A 20,166-nucleotide genomic window follows, 5' to 3' on the forward strand; every position below is an offset into this window, starting at 1 on the left:
GCTGCGGGAGACGCTGCAAGTACGTCCATGTAAGCTCGGTCGCCGCATCCATGCGGCTCACGCCCCCTCAACCGGACCCACCCCGCCTTCGACAGTTTCCTGCGATCCGTCGGAACGGCTCTTGGGGTCAGATCCGTTTTCCGAAGGAAAACGGATCTGACCCCGATTTATTTCGGTATCCCACAGATGTGCCGACCAACGGTCGGCACCCACCAACAGTCGCGGGAATCTGTCAGAGGCGGGGCGGTGTGGGTGGGCAGGACCGTTGGCGCCATGGATGGCGCCATCGAGCCCCCATGGGTGAGGGCGCTTCGCCTGCGAAGCACTGCTTCGCAAGCGCCCGAACGCACAGCCGCCAGCGGCTGGGCCGGACCCCGGAGGGGGGTTTACGGCGTGTCCTGACCACCCACACCGCCCCGCCATCCCACGGAATGCGGCTCTTGATATTGCTTCGGCTTCGCCTTCGGCAGGTGCAGGGCTGCAAGCCCTGCCGAAAACTCCCTTGGGCGTAGAATGCGGCCATGAGCGAATCCCTTGATAACCACCTGGTCCACGGCCGCCGCCAGCGGCCGGATGGGCCGTCGCCGATCGATGTCATCTCGGTCCAGTCGCAACTTGTGTACGGCCACGCCGGCAACAGTGCCGCCGTCCCGCCGATGCGCGCACTGGGCGTGCGCGTCGCCGAAATCCCGACCGTGCTGCTGAGCAATGCGCCGTTCTACGACACTACGCGGGGCCGCGTGCTGCCCGCCGACTGGTTTGCCGACCTGCTGCTGGGTACCCACGAGCGTGGCCTGCCGCAGCGGGCGAAGATGCTGGTGTCCGGTTACTTCGGCAGCACCGCCAACGGTGCGGCCTTCGCCGACTGGCTGGACAACATCCTGCCGGCCTGCCCACAGCTGCGTTACTGCCTGGACCCGGTGATCGGTGATACCCATACCGGACCCTACGTGGAACCGGGCCTGGAAGCGATCTTCGCCGAGCGCCTGCTGCCGCACGCCTGGCTGGTGACGCCCAATGCCTTCGAACTGAATCGCCTGACCGGCATGCCGGCACTGGCCGAGGCCGATGCCATCGCCGCCGCGCGCACGCTGCTGGATCGTGGCCCGCACTGGGTGATCGCGCACAGCGTAGGCGGCAACCCGGGTGAGCTGGTCACCCTGGCGGTCGGGCACGAGGAAACCTGGCGCTGGACCTCACCGCTGCTGCCGGTGGACGTGGCCGGTACCGGTGACGTGCTGATGTCGCTGGTGGTGTCGTTCCTGCTGCGCGGTGAGTCGATGCAGCAGGCGATTTCGCGCGCGATTGCCGGCACCCATGCGGCGCTGGAGGCGACCCTGGACAACGGCTTCGAGGAGTTCGACGTGATCGCTGCCGCGCCGGCGGCGCTGGCCGAAGGAACGCGCTTCCGCGCTGAACGCGTGGCATGAGCGGCCTGGATCCACGCACGCCGCGCACGGTTGGCATCGTCGGCAGTGCTGGTGCCTATGGGCGCTGGCTGTGCCGCTTCTTCCAGCAGCACCTGCAGCTGCAGGTGATCGGCCATGACCCGGCCGACCCGGACTCGCACACGCCGGAACACCTGCTGGCGCAGGCCGATGTACTGGTGTTCTCGGCACCGATCCGGCACACGCCGGCGTTGATCGCCGAGTACGTGCGGCAATCGGCGGGCCGCGAGCAGGGCAGGCTGTGGCTGGATGTGACCTCGGTAAAGGAGGCACCGGTGCAGGCGATGCTGGCCTCGCAGGCCGAAGTGGTCGGACTGCACCCGATGACCGCGCCACCCAAGGCGCCGACCCTGAAGGGGCGGGTGATGGTGGTCTGCGAAGCGCGGCTGCAGCACTGGCGGGCATGGGTCGATACGCTGTGCACCGCGCTGCAGGCCGAGTGCGTGCGCGCGACGCCGCAGCACCACGACCAGATGATGGCGCTGGTGCAGGCGATGGTGCATGCCACCCACCTGGCGCAGGCAGGCGTGCTGCGCCAGTACCAGCCGCAGCTGGGCGATCTGGCCGCGATGATGCCGTACCGTTCGGCGTCGTTCGAGCTGGATACGGCGATCATCTCGCGCATCCTGTCGCTGAATCCGGCGATCTACGAAGACATCCAGTTCGGCAACCCGTACGTGGCGCCGATGCTGGAGCGGCTGGTGGGGCAGCTGCAGGCCCTGCAGGTGCAGGTCGGACAGGGCGACGACGGCGCACGGGCTGCATTCCGTGAGCAGCTGCTGTCAGCCAATCGCAGTGCCTTCGGCGAGCAGGCCCTGGCGGATGGCAACTACACGTTCGAACGCGTGGGGTATCTGCTGGCCGATCTGACCGAGCGCAACGCGCTGTCGGTGCACCTGCCGGAGGACCGGCCTGGCTCGCTGCGCGAGCTGTTGAACGTGTTCGAGCAGCATGGCATCAGCCTGGCTTCGATCCATTCCTCGCGCACGCCCGGCGGTGAAGTGCACTTCCGCATCGGATTCGTGGCCGGCAGCGATCCGGCGGCGATCACCCGGGCCGCGGCCGACGTGGACGCCAGCGGCATCGGACGGGTGCTGGGCTGAATTCATCCACAGGCGGTGTGGATGGTTTCTGAGCAAACGTGTGGATAACCCTGCGCAGCCCTTGTCAGGCAAGGCTGTCAAGATGCTTGGTGAAAAATTGATCACGCCTTCTTGTGGAGTCGAGCCGTGCTCGACTGCCCTTGGCAAAGCGCGTGTCGACCGAGGTCGACACCTACCAGAGCAGGGCGACACGGCCAGTGCCCACCAAGGTGGGCAGCGCTAGATCATCAACCGCAGTTCGCCACCGCTGGTGGTGAATTCGCGGCCATTGCGAACCAGATGACGCCCGTCATCCAGCTCGTAACGCGGCGTGGATTCAGAGTGATGCCCGCTGCCATTCGCCTCGGGCTTGAACTCGATGATGATGTGGCTTTCGCCATTGCTGTCGACTGCAGGGAACTGACGGAACGACATCGCGTACCTCCTTCAGCGGATGCTGCTGATGCGAGGCCAGCTTGGTCCGGCCGATGTTAGCCGGCCGTCATCAATCGATGAACTGCAGTCGTGCCAGTTCAGCGTACAGTCCGCCTTCGGCCAGAAGCTGGGCATGGGTACCTTCGGCGACGATGCGGCCTTGGTCCATCACCACGATGCGGTCGGCCTTGAGCACGGTGGCCAGGCGGTGGGCGATGACCAGCGTGGTGCGACCGGCCATCAGCCGCTCCAGCGCCTGCTGCACGCTGTGCTCGCTCTGTGCGTCCAGCGCGCTGGTGGCTTCATCGAGCAGCAGGATCGGCGCGTCCTTCAGCAGTGCGCGGGCAATCGCCACGCGCTGCTGCTGGCCACCGGACAGGCGCGCACCGCGTTCGCCCAGCTCACTGTCGTAGCCCTGCGGCAACGCGCGCAGGAAGCCATCGGCCTCGGCCGCACGCGCGGCAGCTTCGACCTCGGCGTCACTGGCCTGCAGGCGGCCATAGCGGATGTTGTCGCGCGCACTGGCCGCAAACAGCGTCGGCTGCTGCGGCACCAGCGCCAGCTGCGCGCGCAGCTCGGCCGGATCGACCTGGCGTACGTCGATGCCATCCACGCAGATGCGGCCGCTGGCCGGATCGTGGAAGCGCAGCAGCATCGACAGCACCGTGCTCTTGCCCGCGCCCGACGGGCCGACCAGGGCCACCGTCTCGCCCGGGCGGACATGCAGGTTGAAGTGGTCCAGCGCGGCCTGGTCCGGACGTTGCGGGTAGTGGAACACCACGTCGTCGAACTGGATTTCGCCGCGCAATGGTTGCGGCAGAACGTGCGGCTGCGCCGGCGCACGGATCTCGATGTCTTCCTGCAGCAGCTCGCCAATGCGGCCCATGCCACCGGCTGCACGCTGCAGTTCGTTCCACACTTCGGCCAGCGCGCCCACCGAGCCGCCGCCGATCAGCGCGTACAGCACGAACTGGCCCAGCGTGCCGGCACTGAGGCGCCCGTCGATGACATCGTGCGCGCCCAGCCACAGCACGCCAACGATGGCGCCGAACACCAGCAGGATGGCGCTGGCGGTGACCAGCGACTGCGCACCGATGCGTCGGCGCGCGGCGCCGATGGCATCGCCCAGTGCCTTGTCGAAGCGTCCGCGCTCGTAAGGCTCGCGTGCATGTGCCTGCACCGTGCGCACGGCGCCCAGCGTCTCGCTGGCCAGGCTGTTGGCATCGGCGATGCGGTCCTGGCTGCTGCGTGCAACCGTGCGCAGCTTGCGCGCGCCGATGATGATCGGCAGTACCGCCAGTGGGATGCCGAGCAGCGACCATGCCGCCAGCCTGGGGCTGGTGACGAACAGCATGGCCAGGCTGCCGACCACGGTGACGCTGCTGCGCAGGGCGACCGACATGGTCGAGCCGACCACGCTGCGCAGCAGTTCGCTGTCAGCGGTCAGGCGCGAGACCAGTTCGCCGCTGCGGCTGCGGTCATGGAAACCGGCACCGAGCTGGATCAGGTGTGCGTACAGGCGGCTGCGCAGGTCGGCCACGACTTTTTCGCCCAGCAGCGACACGAAGAAGAACCGTGCGGCCGTTGCCAGTGCCAGCACCACCGCCACCAGCATCAGCAGGGCGAAGGCACGGTTGATCTGGCCACCGCTGGTGAAGCCGTGGTCGATCATCTGCTTCACGGCGGGGGGCAGGCTCAGCGTGGCGGCCGAAGAGACCGCCAGGGCCAGCAGCCAGGCGGTGAACAGCCCGCTGTGGCGGCGCACGAACGGCCACAGCGTCCGCAGGCTGCCGAGGCGGCGCAGCGGTGGGGCCGAGGCGGGGGCGTCGTCCTTGTCAGTCATCCTGGTCGTCGTCTTGTATGCGGATACGGTCACGGGTGGCGTCGCGCAGGCGGATTTTCAATGCATCGACCTGATCGGCCGGCAATTCGACCCGCAGGCACACGCCGTTGGCATCGAACTGTTCATCGCGCTTCACGGCGCCGAAGCTGGGAAGGGTGGCATGCAGGGTGCCCAGATCCTCGAAGCCGGCCAACAGCTGCAGCCGGGCCATCGCCACCAGCGGCAAGCGCGGGGCGGTACGCAGGCATTCGGCGGCGGCGCCACCGTAGGCGCGCACCAGTCCACCGGCGCCCAGCTTGATACCGCCGAACCAGCGCGTCACGACCACCATCACCCGGTCGAAGCCCTGGCCGTCGATCGCAGCCAGGATCGGCCGCCCAGCGGTGCCGGCGGGCTCGCCATCGTCACTGGAGCGGTAGTCCTGGCCGTGCCGGTAGGCCCAGCAGTTGTGGGTTGCGTCGGCTACGGCCACCTGTTGCAGGAACGCCAATGCTGCCGCGGCGCCATCGATCGGCGCGGCATGGGCAATGAAGCGGCTGTGTTTGACTTCCAGCGTGTGGCTTACCGGCTGGGCGAGGGTATCGGGCATTCCCGCCATTCTACGGGGTCGCCGGAGGTCACTGCCCGCTTCAGTCGTCCAGCAGCGGGCGCAGGTCGCGCGGCAGGCGCGCTTCCGGATACTGCTGCACATAGCGCTCCAGGCTGGCGCGGGCCAGGTCGCGCTGGCCGTCATCGCGGCGCGCGCGGATCTTCTGCAGCCACTGCCGTCGCGGCAGCTGTGCATCGGCGTCCACCTCGGCCTGCACGGCATCCGCACTGAGCCGCGCGTCGGCGCCGCGGCGCATGACGCCGGGCGCGGAGCGGCTCGGGGACTGCCGCTTCATCGAGGTGATCTCTACCCGATCCAGTGCCTGCGCCCGTTCCGCATCGGCAGCGTTGGCCATTGGCGCCTCGGCGGTGCGTGCTTTCAGCGCCCCTGCCGGGGCCGGCGCCAATGCCGGTGCAGGTGCTGAGTAGGCAGCCGGTGCGGGAGGCGCGGGCGGTGCCGCTGCCGGTGCGGTGGCCGGAGCAGGCGGGAGCGCCGCAAAGGACGTATCGGCGGCCGCATCCGCCGCCATCGATCGTGCAGCCTGGGCCGGAGCTTCAGCAGTCTCGGTCGGCGCAGGCTTGGCTACCCGCGCGACGGACGGCGCCGGGGGAGCGGCAACAGGGGCCGCCTCGGGTGCTGCAGGTTCGGTGGCCGTTTCCGATGCGGCAACCGCGCTGTCGGCTGGACTGCTCCCAGCGGCTTGATCGGCGGCCGCGACGTCTGCCGCAGCGGGCGCCGCGGCAACAGCGGCCTCGCCTGCCGGAACCGGCGGCGGTTCCGGGCGCAGCTGCCAGGCGATGCCGATGGCGAACACCATCGAGGCGGCGATGCCGAACACCGCCGGCCAACGCGGACGTGTGCGCTGCCTGCGCGGCCCCTCGGCGGAGACAGCAGCATCGGCCGCCGGCGCGTCCACGGCAGCGCGGGCCGCGGCCAGGATGGCAGCGTCCAGTGCGGCGGGCGGAGCCTGCTCGGCGCGACGGCCGAGCAGCCGGGCCAGCTCGCGTTCTTCCGGCGTCAGCGGTTCGTCTCGGTTCATGCGTTCAATCCCGCACGCAGCTTGTCCATCGCATAGCGCAGCCGCGATTTCACGGTTTCCCGGCCTACGCCGGTGATCTGGCCGATCTCCTCCAGGCTCAGTTCCTGATCCAGCCGCAGCTGCAGCACTTCGCGCTGCTCGGGCGGCAGTTGCTCCATCGCCAGCTGGATGCGGCGACGTTGTTCGAATTCGGAAAGCTCGGCTTCCGGGGTCTGCCCGTCCTCGATCGCGGCCAGGCGCAGGTCGGCGTCGGCCGGTGCGGCAGGGCGATGGCGAGCGGCCCGCCAGTGGTCGTTCAGGCGGTTGTGGGCGATGCGGAACAGCCAGGTGCTGAATGCAGCGTCAGGCTGCCAGCCCGCGCGCGCGCTGATCACCCGCTGCCAGACATCCTGGAAGATCTCCTCGGCCAACGCGTTGTCGCGCAGTTGCCGCAGCAGGAAGCCGAACAGGCGCTTGCGATGGCGTGCATACAGGCTTTCGAACGCGCGCAGGTCGCCACCGGCCCAGGCCAGCATCAAGGCTTCATCGGTTGGCAGTGCGCTGGCTTCCACGCCGTACAGGGTAAGGCCTGCAGGCGGTGGCGCATAGCCGGTGACGGGGGCGGGCAGGGCGAGGTTCATGGCGTGGAAGCGGCTACGGGCAGGAGGAAAAACGTACGGGCGCACGATTCGGGGTTTACGGGCTTCCATTGCCCCCCGGGTGGCGCGCTATGCTCGGCGGCTCAGGGGAGGCGACGCACAGACGGCGCCGAGAGATTGTCATTTGTCCACGCACGTTGAACCGGCGGAAGAGCCACCACACGAGGCCGTGCTGAGCACGGCGCTGGTGCGCGCATTGCATGCGCTGCTGCCGGACTCGGCCGTGGTCCGCGTTGGCTGGGATGACCCGCAGCTGGGCCGCGGACAGGGCGGCTGGCCGGCTGTCGCGGCGGCCGACGCGTTGACGGTGCCCGGCGTGGGCAACGGTTGCCATGGCTGGGAATATGACGGTGCCCGCCTGCAGTTGTCGGTCGAAGGCGCCGTGCCTTCAGCGGCGTGGTGGGGGCTGGCCCGGCAGGCCATGGAGCTGGCGCTGCAGCGCGGTCGCCAGGCCGGGCAGATCAAGGCGCTGGAAGAAGCTGAACGGCTGCAGCAGGCGCTGTTCCAGATCGCCGATCTGGCTGGCGCCGACCTGGAGATGTCGGAGATGCTGCGTCACGTGCACGGCGTGCTTGGCACACTGATGTACGCGGAAAACTGCTACATCGTCGAGTACGACGATGTCCGCGACCAGATCCGCTTCCTGTACTTCGCCGACCAGGTCGATGACTTCGTCGCCGATCCGTCGCAGAGCCATGACGCCGACGAGATGCCGCGCAGCCTGACCGTGGCGTTGCTGCGCCACGGCAAGCCGCTCAGCGGCCCCTCGCGCGAGTTGCTGGCGCGCGTGGTCGAGCAGGAGCACGACCCGCAGCGTGGACCGGAGAGCCTCGACTGGCTGGGCGTGCCGATGCTGCGCGATGGCCGGGTATGCGGCGCCATCGTGGTGCAGAGCTATGAGCTGGCGGCCCGTTATGGCGAGGCCGAGCGGGCGCTGCTGGGTTTTGTCGCGCAGCACGTGCAGACCGCGATGGACCGGCGCCAGGCGCAGGTCCGGCTGGAACAGCAGGTGGAGCGGCGCACGCTGGAGCTGCAGCGTGCCAACCACAGCCTGCAGGATGAAGTGGCCGAGCGCCGCCGCGCAGAGCAGCTGCAGACCGCGCTGTACAACATCGCCGAGATGGCGATGTCGGCCGACAGCCTGGCCCAGTTCTACGGGCAGGTGCATGGCGTGGTCGGGCGCCTGCTTGACGCGCGCAATTTCTACATCGCGCTGGTGAACGGGGCCGGCAGCGGCCTGGACTTCGTCTACTCGGTGGACGAGCACAACGCCAGCCGTGCGCCACGCCCGTTCAGCCGCGGCCTGACCGAGTACGTGGTGCGCAACCGGCGTCCGTTGCTGGCTTCGCGGCAGCAGATCGACGCACTGCTGGCCAGCGGCGAAGTGCGCGAATCGGGCGCACGTTCGCATTGCTGGCTGGGCGTGCCGCTGCTGCGCGATGACGAGGTGGTCGGCGCGATCGTGGTGCAGAGCTACAGCGAGAACAGCACGTTCAGCGTGCACGATCAGCGCTTGTTGACCTTCGTCGCACAGAACATCGGAACCGGGCTGGCGCGCCAGCGCGACCAGCAGCAGCTGCGTTCGGCGCATGCCGAGCTGGAAAAGCGCGTGGAGGAACGTACCCGCGAGCTGGCCGAGGTCAACGAGAAGCTGCTCGGGCAGATCGGCGAGCGCCTGCGTGCCGAGCAGCGCCTGACCCATCAGGCCATGCACGATGCGCTGACCGGCCTGCCCAACCGCCTGCACCTGCTCGATCGCCTGCAGGATGCGCTGGCGCTGGCCAAACGCGAGGGTGGGCCGGTGTTCGCCGTGCTGTTCCTCGACCTGGACCGCTTCAAGCTGGTCAACGACAGCATCGGCCACGCTGCCGGCGATCGCATGCTGGTGGAGGTGGCCAAGCGCATCGTATCGATGGCCGGCACCGATGACGTGGTGGCGAGGCTGGGCGGCGATGAGTTCGCGGTGCTGCTGCAGTGTCCGCAGGGGCTGGCACAGGCGCTGGAGTTCGGCCAGCGGCTGTTGCTGGCACTGCAGGAATCGATGTGGATCGCCGGGCGCGAACTGTTCCCGTCCGGCAGCCTGGGCATCGCCTTGTGGAACCCGCGCTACCGGACCGGTGAAGAACTGCTGCGCGACGCAGACGCGGCGATGTACCGGGCCAAGGCGCAGGGTCATGACCGCTGCGCGATCTTCGACGAAGACATGCGCGAAGAAGCGATGCGCAGCCTGGACCTGGAAGCGGATCTGCGGCGTGCGATCAACAACCGCGACTTCGTGCCGTTCTACCAGCCGATCGTGCGCCTGTCCGATGGCGAAGTGGTGGGGCACGAGGCCTTGCTGCGCTGGCAGCACGAGCGCCGTGGCCTGTTGCTGCCCGGGGCGTTCCTGGAGCTGGGCGAGGAAAGCGGCCTGATCGAGCAGGTCGACTGGCTGATCTACGAACAGGTCATCGCGGGACTGGCCGAAGGCGGCCACGGCTATGTCTCGGTGAACGTATCGCCACGCCATTTCCGCTCGGCCGAGTTCAGTGGCCGCCTGTTCGGCCTGCTCGATGCATGCGGTGCCGACCCGCGCCGGCTGCGCCTGGAGATTACCGAGGTGGCGCTGCTGGATGATGGCCCGCACACGCTGCGCATCCTGCAGGGCCTGCGCGAGCGTGGCATCCAGGTACAGCTGGACGATTTCGGTACCGGCTTCTCGGCACTGTCCTACCTGCACCGCTTCCCGATCAGCACGTTGAAGATCGACCAGAGCTTCATCGCCGGCCTGCATGGGCCGGAAGTGCAGAGCACACGCGCGCTGGTCGAGGGCGTGCTGTCACTGGCCCGCACCTTGGGCATCGAAACCATCGGCGAAGGCATCGAGACCGAAGCGCAGCGGCAGACGCTGCGCGAACTTGGTTGCGACTACGGCCAGGGCTACCTGCTGGGCCGCCCGGCGCCGTGGGACGGCGCGGTGGCCTGAGCCACCGCGCCGGGTCACCTCAGCGCAGGGCGGAGCGACGCTTCTCGTCGATCCACTTGGAAGCCTGGGCCGGCTGGTAGTTCTGCATCCACTCCAGCATTTCCTCGATGTCCGAGCCGTACCACAGGTCCTGGCGCTGGTCCGGATGCAGGAAGCGCTCTTCCACCATGCGATCGATCATGCCGATCAGCGGGGCGTAGAAGCCTTCGACGTCGAGAAAGGCGCATGGCTTGTTGCCGATGCCCAGCTGGCGCCAGGTCAGCATCTCGAAGATCTCTTCCATGGTGCCGAAGCCGCCGGGCAGGGCGACGAAGCCATCGGCGAGGTCGAACATGCGCGACTTGCGCTCATGCATCGAACCGACGATCTCCAGTTCGGTCAGGCCGCGGTGGGCCACTTCCCAGTCGGCCAGCTGGCGCGGGATCACGCCGGTCACCTCCCCGCCGGCGGCGAGCACGGCATTGGCCACGGTTCCCATCAGGCCGACGTTGCCGCCGCCATACACCAGGCGCAGGCCGTCACGGGCGATGCGATCACCCAGGGCAATGGCGCGTTCGGTGTAGGCCGGCTTGCTGCCAGCGTTGGAACCACAGTACACACAGATCGATTTCATGGATCTTCCTGTCTCTTGGCCGGAAACGAAAACGCCCCGTCGCCAACCGCAGGGCGGTCAGGGACGGGGTGTCGGTGGATTATGAGGCCTTGACAGGCCTTCTGTAGAGCCGAGCCACGCTCGGCTGCGCTTCGTTCAGATCGCGGCAAAGGCTGAGTCGAGCATGGCTCGACTCTACAAACGCCAAGCAGGCTTACGCGGCAGCCGCCTGTTCGCGACGCGGGCCTTCACGCAGGGCGCGGCCCACCATGCCGACCAGCAGGTCCAGCTCATCGCTGTCCATGCCGAAGTGCGGGGTGAAGCGCAGCGAATTCTCGCCGCCGTGGATCACGTTGATGCCGTGCTGGCGCAGCCATTCCTCGGTGGAATTGGCGCCGTAGCACTTGAACTGCGGGGCCAGCTCGCAGGAGAACAGCAGGCCGGTGCCCTGCACCTTGGTGATCAGGCCACCCAGTTCGCTCTTGAGCTGTTCCAGCTTGCGCACGGCCTCGGCACCGCGTTCGGCGATGTTGGCACGCACCTGCGGGGTCAGCTGCGCCAGGGTGGCACAGGCCACGTCCAGCGCGCGTGGGTTGCTGGTCATGGTGTTGCCGTAGATGCCCTTGCGGTACAGCTGCGCGGCGTGCTCGGTCACCGCCAGCACCGACAGCGGGTACTGCGCGGCGTTGAGCGCCTTGGAGTAGGTCTCCATGTCCGGCGGATCCAGGCCTTCGAAGCCCGGGTAATCGACCACCGACAGCACGCCATGCGCGCGCAGACCAGCCTGGATCGAGTCCAGCAGCAGCAGGCTGCCGTGCGCACGGGTCAGCTCACGGGCCACGGCATAGAACGCCGGCGGCACCGAACGGCCCGGGTCGCCTTCGCCCATTACCGGTTCCAGGAACACCGCCTCGATGAACCACTGGTTGCGTGCGGCGTCCTCGAACACCTTGCGCAGGCCGGCCTCGTCGTACGGCGCCACGGTGATCACCGAATCCTCGCCGCGGTAGCTGGCCAGGTGCTGCATGTAGCTCTTGCGGCTGGAGTCGGAATACAGGGCAGGGCGGTCGGTACGGCCATGGAAGCTGCCCTTGACCACCACGCGCTTGATCGTGGCGCCGGCGTGGCGCGCGCCCGGGTCGGTCTGCAGCTTGGCGTTGACGTCGGCGATGCGCGCTGCCAGGCCAACCGCCTCGGAGCCGGAATTCAGGCACATGAAGCGCGCGAACGGGCAGCCGCCACGGCGGTGGCCGATCTCAGCGCGCAGGGCCGTGATGAAGCGCTGCTGCGACAGGCTGGGGGTCATGATGTTGGCCATCACCTGTGGGCGTGCCATCGCCTCCAGCACGGCATCCGGGGTGTGCCCGAAGCCGAGCATGCCGTAGCCGCCGGCGTCGTACAGCACCGCGCCCTTCAGGGTGACCACCCAGGGGCCACGCGCGGCCAGCGCCACGTACGGGGTCACTGCATCATCGGCGTAGAAATTGACGAAGCCGTCCTGCATCGCGTCGATCTGCGCCTGTTCGTCCTGCGCCAGCAGCGGCCCCAGGTCGGCCTGCACGCGCGCGAACTCCTCGGCGGCGGCATCCACTGCGGCGATCAGCTGCGGGTGGCGGACGGACAGGGCGGTCAGGGTGGCGTCGTCCAGGCCGGTGGTGAGGCGGGTGCCGGGCTGGGTGCGCAGGGGGGCGAGGCGTTCGATGAAGCTCATTGCAGATCTCCTGAAACGATGGGTCGCACGGGCCTTCAAAAGCAAAACGCGCGTCAACGCGCGCTTGGGGGCAGGCTCGTGCAGCGGACTTCCGACTCGATGCTAGCACTTGTTTTTTTGCGCGATAACCCCGCAAAAACCTGCTGCATAGCAGCATTTTGCGCGACGTTCGCCGCGAAGCACGCCGGCTCGCAGACGCTGGACGTACAATGCGCGCCATTGTCGACCTGTTGCCGCCCACTGCCTTGAAGAAGTCCGATTTCAACTACGACCTGCCGGCCGAACTGATCGCGCAGGCGCCCCTGGCCGAGCGTTCCGCCAGCCGCCTGCTGCTGGTGCCGCAAGCCCCCGCCGCGTTCACCGACCTGCAGGTGCGCGACCTGCCATCGCTGCTGCAGCCGGGCGACCTGCTGGTGTTCAACGACACCCGGGTGATCCCGGCGCGTCTGTTCGGGCAGAAGGCCAGCGGTGGCCGCGTGGAGATCCTGATCGAGCGCCTGCTCGGCGGCCAGCAGGCCCGTGCCCAGGTGGGCGCCAGCAAGTCGCCGAAGGCCGGCAGCCGCATCGCGCTGGATGCCGGTGGCGAAGCCGAGGTGCTGGGCCGCGATGGCGAGTTCTACGTGCTGCAGTTCCATGTGCCGGAATCGCTGGAACAATGGCTGCTGCATGCCGGCCGCCTGCCGCTGCCGCCGTACATCCAGCGCGAGCCGGGCGTGGACGACCGCGAGCGCTACCAGACCGTGTTCGCGCGTGAAGTGGGCGCGGTGGCGGCACCGACCGCGGGCCTGCATTTCGACGAACCGTTGCTGGCCGCACTGAAGGAAAAGGGCGTGGAGTTCGGCCACGTCACCCTGCACGTGGGCGCGGGCACCTTCCAGCCGGTGCGTGCCGAAGACCTGAAGGACCACGTGATGCACCGCGAGTGGCTGAATGTCGGTGCAGAACTGGTGCAGCAGGTGCGGCGCACGCGCGCCGCCGGCGGCCGCGTGATCGGCGTCGGCACCACCGTGGTGCGCGCGCTGGAAAGCGCGATGCGCGATGGCGAGCTGCTGCCGTTCGCCGGCGAGACGCAGATCTTCATCACCCCCGGCTACCGCATCCGCAGCGTGGACGCGATGGTGACCAACTTCCACCTGCCGGAAAGCACGCTGCTGATGATGATCTCCGCGTTTGCCGGCAAGGAGCGCGTGTTCGAGGCCTACCAGCACGCGATCGAGCAGCGCTACCGCTTCTTCAGCTACGGCGACGCGATGCTGCTGTTCCCGCAGGCGGGGTAGCGCGCCCCGGGAGGGCAGGGGCCCCATGTGGGTGCGCACCTTGGTGCGCACGCCTTCTTGGGAGACAATAGGCAACTATTTGCCCCAATGACCGCTCCATGTCCCGATTGCAGTTCCAGCTCCAGACCCGCGACGGCCGTGCCCGCCGTGGCCGCCTGACCTTCCCGCGTGGCACGGTGGAAACGCCGGCCTTCATGCCGGTGGGGACCTATGGCTCGGTCAAGGGCATCCTGCCGGACCAGGTGCGCGCGCTGGGCGCCGAGATCATCCTCGGCAATACCTTCCACCTGTACCTGCGCCCGGGCCTGGACATCATCGCCGACCACGGCGGCCTGCACGGCTTCTGCCGCTGGGATGGCCCGATCCTGACCGACTCCGGCGGCTTCCAGGTGTTCTCGCTGGCGCACCGCCGCAAGATCACCGAGCAGGGCGTGACCTTCGCCTCGCCGACCGACGGCGCACGGGTCTTCCTCGGTCCCGAGGAGAGCATGAAGATCCAGAAGGTGCTCGATTCGGACATCGTGATGATCTTCGACGAATGCACCCCGTACCCGGCCACCGAGGACGTTGCCCGCCGTTCGATGGAGTTGAGCCTGCGCTGGGCGCAGCGCAGCCGCAACGCGCATGACGAACTGGGCAACGACGCGGCCCTGTTCGGCATCGTCCAGGGCGGCGTGCATACCGACCTGCGCAGCCGCTCGGCCGATGCCCTGCAGGCGATCGGCTTCGACGGCTACGCCATCGGCGGCCTGGCCGTGGGCGAGCCGGAGCACGAGCGCAACGCCATGCTCGACCACCTGGACCCGGAGCTGCCGGGCGACCGCCCGCGCTACCTGATGGGCGTGGGCCGGCCGGAGGACCTGGTCGAGGGTGTCGCACGTGGCGTGGACATGTTCGATTGCGTGATGCCGACCCGCAACGCCCGCAACGGCCACTATTTCACCTCGTTCGGCACCGTCCGCATCCGCAACTCCCAGTACGCGCGCGACATGGACCCGATCGAGCCGGGTTGCGGCTGCGTGGCCTGCACCGGCGGCTACACCCGTTCCTACCTGCGCCACCTGGACCGCTGCAACGAGATGCTGGCGCCGATGCTGGGCACCCTGCACAATCTGTTCTACTACGAAAAGCTGATGGCCGACATCCGCGCGGCGATCGAGGCGGGAACCTTCCTGGCCTTCCGTGAGTCCTTCTACGCGGCACGCGGGGCGGTGGCCCCGCCGCTGTAACCCGAACGCCCCCTGCCAAACGGCCCAAGGACGAACGCCCGGGGCCGTGGCATACTTCAAGGCTGACCCAGATCCGCGGTCGACACCCCCGTCCCTGAAGGGACGGGAGCGCCGCCCAACCAAAGGACCAACGATGAACCTGCTTGCTTTCCTGATTCCCGCCGCCCACGCCCAGGCCGCCGGCGGCCAACCGCAGGGCATGGGCCTGACCACGCTGCTGTTCCCGATCATCCTGATCGCCATCATGTACTTCCTGATGATCCGCCCGCAGATGAAGCGGCAGAAGGAACACAAGTCCATGCTGGAAAAGATCAAGCGCGGCGACGAAGTGCTGACCAACGGCGGCATCGCCGGCAAGGTCACCGACATCGGCGACAACTTCATCACCATCGAAGTGGCCGAGAACGTGCGCATCCGCGTGCAGAAGGGCGCTGTCGGCAGCGTGCTGCCGACCGGCACCCTGGATTCGGCCAAGTAAGCCACTCCCTTTCCGAAGCACAACCGCGGCGCCGGGGATGGCGCCGCGCGGGACCCAAGCAATGCTCGAATTTCCACGCTGGAAGTACGTCGTCATCCTGATCGTACTGGCGCTCAGTGCGCTGTACGCGCTGCCCAACATCTACCAGAAGGACCCGGCCATCCAGATCACCGCCAACCGTGGCGGGCAGATCGACGATGCGCTGCGCGACCGTGTGCTGGCCGACCTGAAGAAGGCCGGGGTCACTGCCATCGGTGCCGAAAAGGAAGGGGAAAGCCTGATCGTCCGTCTGCCGGACCTGAAGTCGCAGTCTGCGGCCAGCGATGCCCTGCGCGACACCGTCGGCGAGAAGTACACGGTGGCCCTGAACCTGGCCTCGACCGTGCCGGACTGGCTGGCCCGGCTGGGCGGTCGCCCGATGGTGCTCGGCCTGGACCTTCAGGGTGGCGTGCACTTCGTGCTGCAGGTCGACCAGAAGGCCGCCCTCGACAAGCGCCTGGATGCCTACACCGAAGACGTGCGCAGCACTCTGCGTGACGCGCGCATCGCCTACCAGTCGGTGGAACGCCGCGCGGACAACAGCATCGTGGCCAACCTGAGCCCGTCCGCCGGCGATGACGCCGCGCAGCGTGCCCGTACCGCCCTGGTCAAGGCGCAGCCGACCCTCGGCTACGACGTCAGCGGCAACCGCATCACGGTCACCGTGCCGGAGACCGAGATCACGCAGATCGCCAACGGCGCCATCGAGCAGAACATCAACACCCTGCGCAACCGCGTGAACCAGCTCGGCGTGGCCGAGCCGATCATCCAGCGCCAGGGTGCCGACCGTGTGGTCGTGCAGCTGCCGGGCGTGCAGGACACCGCCGAAGCCAAGCGCATGATCGGCGCCACCGCCACCCTGGAGTACCGCGCGGTGGTCGAGGGCAATGCGCAGGACGCCATCAATTCCGGCCGCATCCCGCCGGAAGCGAAGGTCTACCAGCAGCGTGATGGCCGCGGCCCGATCCTGCTGAACAAGCGCGTGATCGTCACCGGTGACCAGATGGTCGGCGCGCAGGCGGTGACCGATTCGAACAGTGGCTCCCCGGCCGTCAGCGTGACGCTGAACAATGTCGGCGGCCAGCGCATGTTCGACTTCACCAGCGCCAACGTGAACAAGCCGATGGCGGTGGTCTACACCGAACGCGTGCCGACCGTGACCGTCGTCGACGGCCAGGAAGTGCGTGGCTTCAAGGTCAACGAGGAAGTGATCTCGGTGGCCAACATCAACGGCGTGTTCGGCAAGAACTTCCAGACCACCGGCCTGCAGAAGAAGGAAGCCGAGGACCTGGCCAAGCTGCTGAAGTCCGGCTCGCTGGCCGCGCCGATGGACTTCGTCGAAGAGCGCGTGGTCGGCCCGAGCCTGGGCGCCGAGAACGTCAAGAACGGCATGCGCGCGGTGGTGTTCGCGTTCCTGTTCACCCTGGTGTTCTTCAGCATCTACTACCGCATGTTCGGTGTGATCACCTCGGCGGCGATGCTGTTCAACCTGCTGATCGTGGTGGCGGTGATGTCGCTGTTCGGCGCCACCATGACCCTGCCGGGCTTCGCCGGCCTGGCGTTGTCGGTGGGCCTGTCGGTGGACGCCAACGTGCTGATCAACGAGCGTATCCGTGAAGAACTGCGCGCCGGCGTGCCGGGCAAGACCGCGATCGTGACCGGTTACGAGCGTGCCTCGGGCACCATCCTCGACGCCAACCTGACCGGCCTGATCGTCGGCGTGGCGCTGTTCGCATTCGGTACCGGTCCGCTGAAGGGCTTCGCGCTGACCATGATCATCGGTATTTTCGCCTCCATGTTCACTGCGATCACCGTGTCGCGTGCGCTGGCGACGCTGATCTACGGCCGTCGCAAGAAGCTCCAGAACGTGGCCATCTGACGGGACGACACGCACAATGAAACTGTTTCCGCTGCACATCCTCCCGAACGACACCAAGATCGACTTCATGCGCTGGCGCCATGTCGCCATGGCAGTCACCATCGTGGTGTTCCTGGCCTCGGTCGCCATCATCGGCATCAAGGGCTTCAACTACGCACTGGACTTCACCGGCGGCACTCTGATCGAAACGCGTTTCGAGAAGGCCGTGGACGTCGAGCAGGTCCGCGCCAAGCTGGAGCAGAACGGCTTCGACGGTGCCCAGGTGCAGAGCGTCGGTGGCAATACCGACCTGCTGATCCGCCTGGCGCCGCACGGCGAGCATGCGCCGGGCACCGGTGATGCCGCTGCCGAGGACAAGGCCACCGCCGCGGCCGTGGTGAAGGTGCTGTCCAGCGCCGACAACCAGGCCACGGTGATGAGTACCGCATTCGTCGGCCCGCAGATCGGCAAGGACCTGGCGAAGAACGGCCTGTACGCCACCATCTTCATGCTGGCCGGCTTCCTGATCTACATCGCGGTGCGCTTCGAATGGAAGTTCGCGGTCACCGCCAGCATCGTGGCGATGTTCGACCTGATCGTGACGGTCGCCTACGTGTCCCTGCTGGGCCGTGAGTTCGACCTGACCGTGCTGGCCGGCCTGCTGTCGGTGATGGGCTTTGCGATCAACGACATCATCGTGGTGTTCGACCGCGTCCGCGAGAACTTCCGCAGCCTGCGCGTGGACTCGATGGAGGTGCTGAACCGTTCGATCAACCAGACGCTGTCGCGTACGGTGATCACCGCGGTGATGTTCTTCCTGTCGGCGCTTGCCCTGTACCTGTACGGCGGTGCGTCGATGGAAGGCCTGGCCGAGACGCACATGATCGGTGCGGTGATCGTGGTGCTGTCCTCGATCCTGGTCGCGGTGCCGATGCTGACGATCGGCTTCCTGCGCGTCAGCAAGCAGGACCTGCTGCCGAAGGCGAAGGACGTCGAGGCCCTGGCCCGTCGCCCGTAAGCATCTGCTGCATGCGGCACACAGAGAACCCCGCGCAAGCGGGGTTTTTTGTGTGCAGGGCTTGCAGCCCTGCACCCACGGTAGTGCCGGCCGCTGGCCGGCAACAGCAACAGCAACAGAGTGCATTCCGTGGTTGGGCGGGACGGTGTCGGAGTGCGGGGACGCCGCAAGTACGTCCGTGTAGCAACTGTGTTGATGGAGGGGCTTGGCCCCTCCTGGAGACGGGCACGGTAGTGCCGGCCGCTGGCCGGCAGCCTTTGGTCTGCGCCCTGGCTGGCCTTAGGCAGGGACCAGCCCGTTTTCAGCGTCGCGCACCCGGGCGTTGAGAATCACCAGCATTTTCCGCATCACCGCCACGATGGCTACTTTTCCTTCTTTGCCCCGGGCTCGCAGCGACTGGTAGAAATCGCGCAGTCGAGGCTCATGCCGCATGGCCGACATGCTGGCCATGTAAAGCACCTGGCGGATCTCGGCCCTGCCGCCATGGATGCTTCGTTTGCCGCGCATGGTTCCGCTGTCGTGGGACATGGGGGCCACACCGACCAGGCTGGCGATGGCCTTACCACTGATCCTCCCCAGTTCGGGAAGATAGCTTGCCAATACCGCCTGCAGGCCAGGGCCAACGCCCTTCATCGACTTCAGGACAGCCAGTTGAGGCTGCTGGGCAACCTGCTCGGCAATTTGCTTTCCCAGACGTTCAACCAGCGTCTGCAAGCGGGTGATGTTGGCCTGCAGTAGCCGGCGCAATTCACGATCACCGACCATTTCCTGCTGCTGCCGCGCGATGGTCAGCGCGTGCATCGCCTGTCGACGTGCCCGCACGAATTCCCGCATTTTCTGCTGCCAAGGCTCCAGCGGCTGGTAGGCGGGAAGTTTCACCAAGGCCGCCATCTGCGCCAATGCACAGGCATCCAACCGGTCGGTCTTGGCCATCTGGCCCATCCCCTGGGCCAGCCTGCGGGCCCGCAGGGCATTGGCGCGGACCACCGGATGGCCCGCTGCGTGCAGAAAATCCAGCACCGGCCGCTCGTAACCGCCGGTGGCTTCCAGCACGATCTGGCTGACCGGACGCTTCTTCAGCCAAACATCCAATTCAGAAAAGCCGGAGCGGTTGTTCCAGACCTGCAGGGTCTCTCCATCCGTCGTACCGACATCCAGTTGGCGCTTGCTGACATCAATCCCGATCCCGTTCATCACCGGACTCCGTATAGTCTGGAAGGGTCGAGAGCTCCCCCGCTTGCCCAGTCTTATCACTGCGAGTGTCAGCTCCAGCAACTGTTCGGGCGGATCAAGGGAGATTCCGGCGTGGGCGCCAAGCTACATGGCGATCGTCGAGATCCAGGCTTACACGGCGGCCCACGCCGGCTCTCGACACCTACGCTGCCAGATTCCGATCAGATAAGGCTTGGCAGCCGCATCCATGCGGCTGACACCCCGCACTCCGACACCGCCCCGCCTCTGACAGATTCCTGCGGCTGTTGGTAGGTGTCGACCTTGGTCGACACATCTGTCAGATATCGATAATCAAACTGGAATCAGATCTACCGTGTCGACCAAGGTCGACACCCACCAGAGAAGAATGCTGTCCCGACAGGTCGCGGAAATCTGTCGAAGGCGGGGTGGGTCCGGTTGCGGGGGCGTGAGCCGCATGGATGCGGCGACCGAGCTTACATGGACGTACTTGCAGCGCCCCCCGCAACCGGATCCACCCCGCCAACCCACAGGAACCCCGCTTTTGACGCTGCTGTTGAGGTTGCCGGCCAGCGGCCGGCACTACCGCGTGTGCAGGGTGCAGCCCTGCAAAGAGAAACCCCACCCTACGCCAGCGTCGGTTGTGCAATCGTCCCCCGCGCACTACGATCCTGCGGTTCGCGCGCGCAGGCGCGCGCCCGTATTCCTGCTGAGCGCCCCGTGCGCCGCATCTG

Annotated in this window: 16 protein-coding genes; 8 read left to right on the top strand and 8 right to left on the bottom strand. The window is 67.3% G+C overall.

Annotation, left to right across the window (positions count from 1 at the left end; translation table 11 throughout):
* The first annotated feature begins 521 nt into the window (after nt 1–521).
* Nucleotides 522–1,430, top strand: a complete 909-nt coding sequence (gene pdxY / locus VG566_RS18200; protein ID WP_014646816.1) for a pyridoxal kinase — start codon at nt 522–524, stop codon at nt 1,428–1,430.
* Complete coding sequence (locus VG566_RS18205) at nt 1,427–2,551, top strand: prephenate dehydrogenase (protein WP_032960565.1); 1,125 nt, start codon at nt 1,427–1,429, stop codon at nt 2,549–2,551. The genes pdxY and VG566_RS18205 overlap by 4 nt, the downstream gene beginning before the upstream one ends.
* Before the next feature lie 219 nt (nt 2,552–2,770).
* Here the strand turns inward: VG566_RS18205 and VG566_RS18210 are convergent, their stop codons facing one another.
* From VG566_RS18210 to VG566_RS18230, 5 genes are all read right to left on the bottom strand, one after another.
* Complete coding sequence (locus VG566_RS18210) at nt 2,771–2,965, bottom strand: hypothetical protein (protein WP_014646818.1); 195 nt, start codon at nt 2,963–2,965, stop codon at nt 2,771–2,773.
* Between the two features lie 70 nt (nt 2,966–3,035).
* Entirely contained in the window at nt 3,036–4,808 is a 1,773-nt protein-coding gene (locus tag VG566_RS18215) for an ABC transporter transmembrane domain-containing protein (RefSeq protein WP_032960563.1), read from the bottom strand.
* Nucleotides 4,801–5,397: an IMPACT family protein gene (locus VG566_RS18220; RefSeq protein ID WP_032960562.1), complete on the bottom strand. Its 597-nt coding sequence runs from the start codon at nt 5,395–5,397 to the stop codon at nt 4,801–4,803. Before VG566_RS18220 ends, VG566_RS18215 begins: the two co-directional genes overlap by 8 nt.
* A gap of 40 nt (nt 5,398–5,437) precedes the next feature.
* Complete coding sequence (locus VG566_RS18225; protein ID WP_241884836.1) at nt 5,438–6,436, bottom strand: hypothetical protein; 999 nt, start codon at nt 6,434–6,436, stop codon at nt 5,438–5,440.
* Entirely contained in the window at nt 6,433–6,951 is a 519-nt protein-coding gene (locus VG566_RS18230; RefSeq protein WP_229653773.1) for an RNA polymerase sigma factor, read from the bottom strand. Before VG566_RS18230 ends, VG566_RS18225 begins: the two co-directional genes overlap by 4 nt.
* A 247-nt stretch (nt 6,952–7,198) precedes the next feature.
* Here VG566_RS18230 and VG566_RS18235 point away from each other — a divergent pair, with 247 nt between their 5' ends.
* Complete coding sequence (locus tag VG566_RS18235; RefSeq protein ID WP_100449884.1) at nt 7,199–10,039, top strand: bifunctional diguanylate cyclase/phosphodiesterase; 2,841 nt, start codon at nt 7,199–7,201, stop codon at nt 10,037–10,039.
* 19 nt (nt 10,040–10,058) lie between these two features.
* On the opposite strand, the gene VG566_RS18240 is transcribed toward VG566_RS18235, so the two are convergent.
* Both VG566_RS18240 and VG566_RS18245 read right to left on the bottom strand, forming a co-directional pair.
* Nucleotides 10,059–10,652: a TIGR00730 family Rossman fold protein gene (locus VG566_RS18240; protein ID WP_014036864.1), complete on the bottom strand. Its 594-nt coding sequence runs from the start codon at nt 10,650–10,652 to the stop codon at nt 10,059–10,061.
* A 193-nt stretch (nt 10,653–10,845) separates the two neighbouring features.
* A complete protein-coding gene (locus VG566_RS18245) occupies nt 10,846–12,342 on the bottom strand; it encodes an aminotransferase class III-fold pyridoxal phosphate-dependent enzyme (protein ID WP_014646824.1) in 1,497 nt (498 codons plus the stop codon).
* Nucleotides 12,343–12,551: 209 nt separating this feature from the next.
* On the opposite strand from VG566_RS18245, the gene queA reads away from it, so the two are divergent.
* The 5 genes from queA to secF all read left to right on the top strand — a co-directional run bounded on the left by queA (nt 12,552) and on the right by secF (nt 18,241).
* Nucleotides 12,552–13,619 (top strand): tRNA preQ1(34) S-adenosylmethionine ribosyltransferase-isomerase QueA, encoded by a 1,068-nt coding sequence (queA, locus tag VG566_RS18250; RefSeq protein ID WP_014646825.1) that lies wholly within the window; start codon nt 12,552–12,554, stop codon nt 13,617–13,619.
* A 98-nt stretch (nt 13,620–13,717) separates the two neighbouring features.
* Nucleotides 13,718–14,848: a tRNA guanosine(34) transglycosylase Tgt gene (gene tgt / locus VG566_RS18255; protein WP_014646826.1), complete on the top strand. Its 1,131-nt coding sequence runs from the start codon at nt 13,718–13,720 to the stop codon at nt 14,846–14,848.
* A gap of 133 nt (nt 14,849–14,981) precedes the next feature.
* Nucleotides 14,982–15,326, top strand: coding sequence for a preprotein translocase subunit YajC (yajC, locus tag VG566_RS18260; protein WP_014036867.1), 345 nt, complete (start codon nt 14,982–14,984; stop codon nt 15,324–15,326).
* Nucleotides 15,327–15,387: 61 nt separating this feature from the next.
* Nucleotides 15,388–17,244, top strand: coding sequence for a protein translocase subunit SecD (gene secD, locus VG566_RS18265; RefSeq protein ID WP_162292850.1), 1,857 nt, complete (start codon nt 15,388–15,390; stop codon nt 17,242–17,244).
* Between the two features lie 16 nt (nt 17,245–17,260).
* A complete protein-coding gene (gene secF / locus VG566_RS18270; protein WP_014646828.1) occupies nt 17,261–18,241 on the top strand; it encodes a protein translocase subunit SecF in 981 nt (326 codons plus the stop codon).
* 279 nt (nt 18,242–18,520) lie between these two features.
* Here secF and VG566_RS18275 read toward each other — a convergent pair whose 3' ends face one another.
* Complete coding sequence (locus VG566_RS18275; RefSeq protein WP_241884835.1) at nt 18,521–19,435, bottom strand: IS110 family transposase; 915 nt, start codon at nt 19,433–19,435, stop codon at nt 18,521–18,523.
* Nucleotides 19,436–20,166 lie beyond the last annotated feature (731 nt).

It is taken from the genome of Stenotrophomonas sp. CASM114, assembly GCF_049384325.1.
In the GTDB taxonomy this organism is placed as follows: Bacteria; Pseudomonadota; Gammaproteobacteria; order Xanthomonadales; family Xanthomonadaceae; genus Stenotrophomonas; species Stenotrophomonas muris.

Bases quoted from the DNA above. Each gene is read 5' to 3' on its own strand.
- pdxY (WP_014646816.1), top strand. From the start codon at position 522: ATGAGCGAATCCCTTGATAACCACCTGGTCCACGGCCGCCGCCAGCGG.
- VG566_RS18205 (WP_032960565.1), top strand. From the start codon at position 1,427: ATGAGCGGCCTGGATCCACGCACGCCGCGCACGGTTGGCATCGTCGGC.
- VG566_RS18210 (WP_014646818.1), bottom strand. From the start codon at position 2,965: ATGTCGTTCCGTCAGTTCCCTGCAGTCGACAGCAATGGCGAAAGCCAC.
- VG566_RS18215 (WP_032960563.1), bottom strand. From the start codon at position 4,808: ATGACTGACAAGGACGACGCCCCCGCCTCGGCCCCACCGCTGCGCCGC.
- VG566_RS18220 (WP_032960562.1), bottom strand. From the start codon at position 5,397: ATGCCCGATACCCTCGCCCAGCCGGTAAGCCACACGCTGGAAGTCAAA.
- VG566_RS18225 (WP_241884836.1), bottom strand. From the start codon at position 6,436: ATGAACCGAGACGAACCGCTGACGCCGGAAGAACGCGAGCTGGCCCGG.
- VG566_RS18230 (WP_229653773.1), bottom strand. From the start codon at position 6,951: ATGCTGGCCTGGGCCGGTGGCGACCTGCGCGCGTTCGAAAGCCTGTAT.
- VG566_RS18240 (WP_014036864.1), bottom strand. From the start codon at position 10,652: ATGAAATCGATCTGTGTGTACTGTGGTTCCAACGCTGGCAGCAAGCCG.
- VG566_RS18245 (WP_014646824.1), bottom strand. From the start codon at position 12,342: ATGAGCTTCATCGAACGCCTCGCCCCCCTGCGCACCCAGCCCGGCACC.
- queA (WP_014646825.1), top strand. From the start codon at position 12,552: ATGCGCGCCATTGTCGACCTGTTGCCGCCCACTGCCTTGAAGAAGTCC.
- tgt (WP_014646826.1), top strand. From the start codon at position 13,718: ATGTCCCGATTGCAGTTCCAGCTCCAGACCCGCGACGGCCGTGCCCGC.
- yajC (WP_014036867.1), top strand. From the start codon at position 14,982: ATGAACCTGCTTGCTTTCCTGATTCCCGCCGCCCACGCCCAGGCCGCC.
- secD (WP_162292850.1), top strand. From the start codon at position 15,388: ATGCTCGAATTTCCACGCTGGAAGTACGTCGTCATCCTGATCGTACTG.
- secF (WP_014646828.1), top strand. From the start codon at position 17,261: ATGAAACTGTTTCCGCTGCACATCCTCCCGAACGACACCAAGATCGAC.
- VG566_RS18275 (WP_241884835.1), bottom strand. From the start codon at position 19,435: ATGAACGGGATCGGGATTGATGTCAGCAAGCGCCAACTGGATGTCGGT.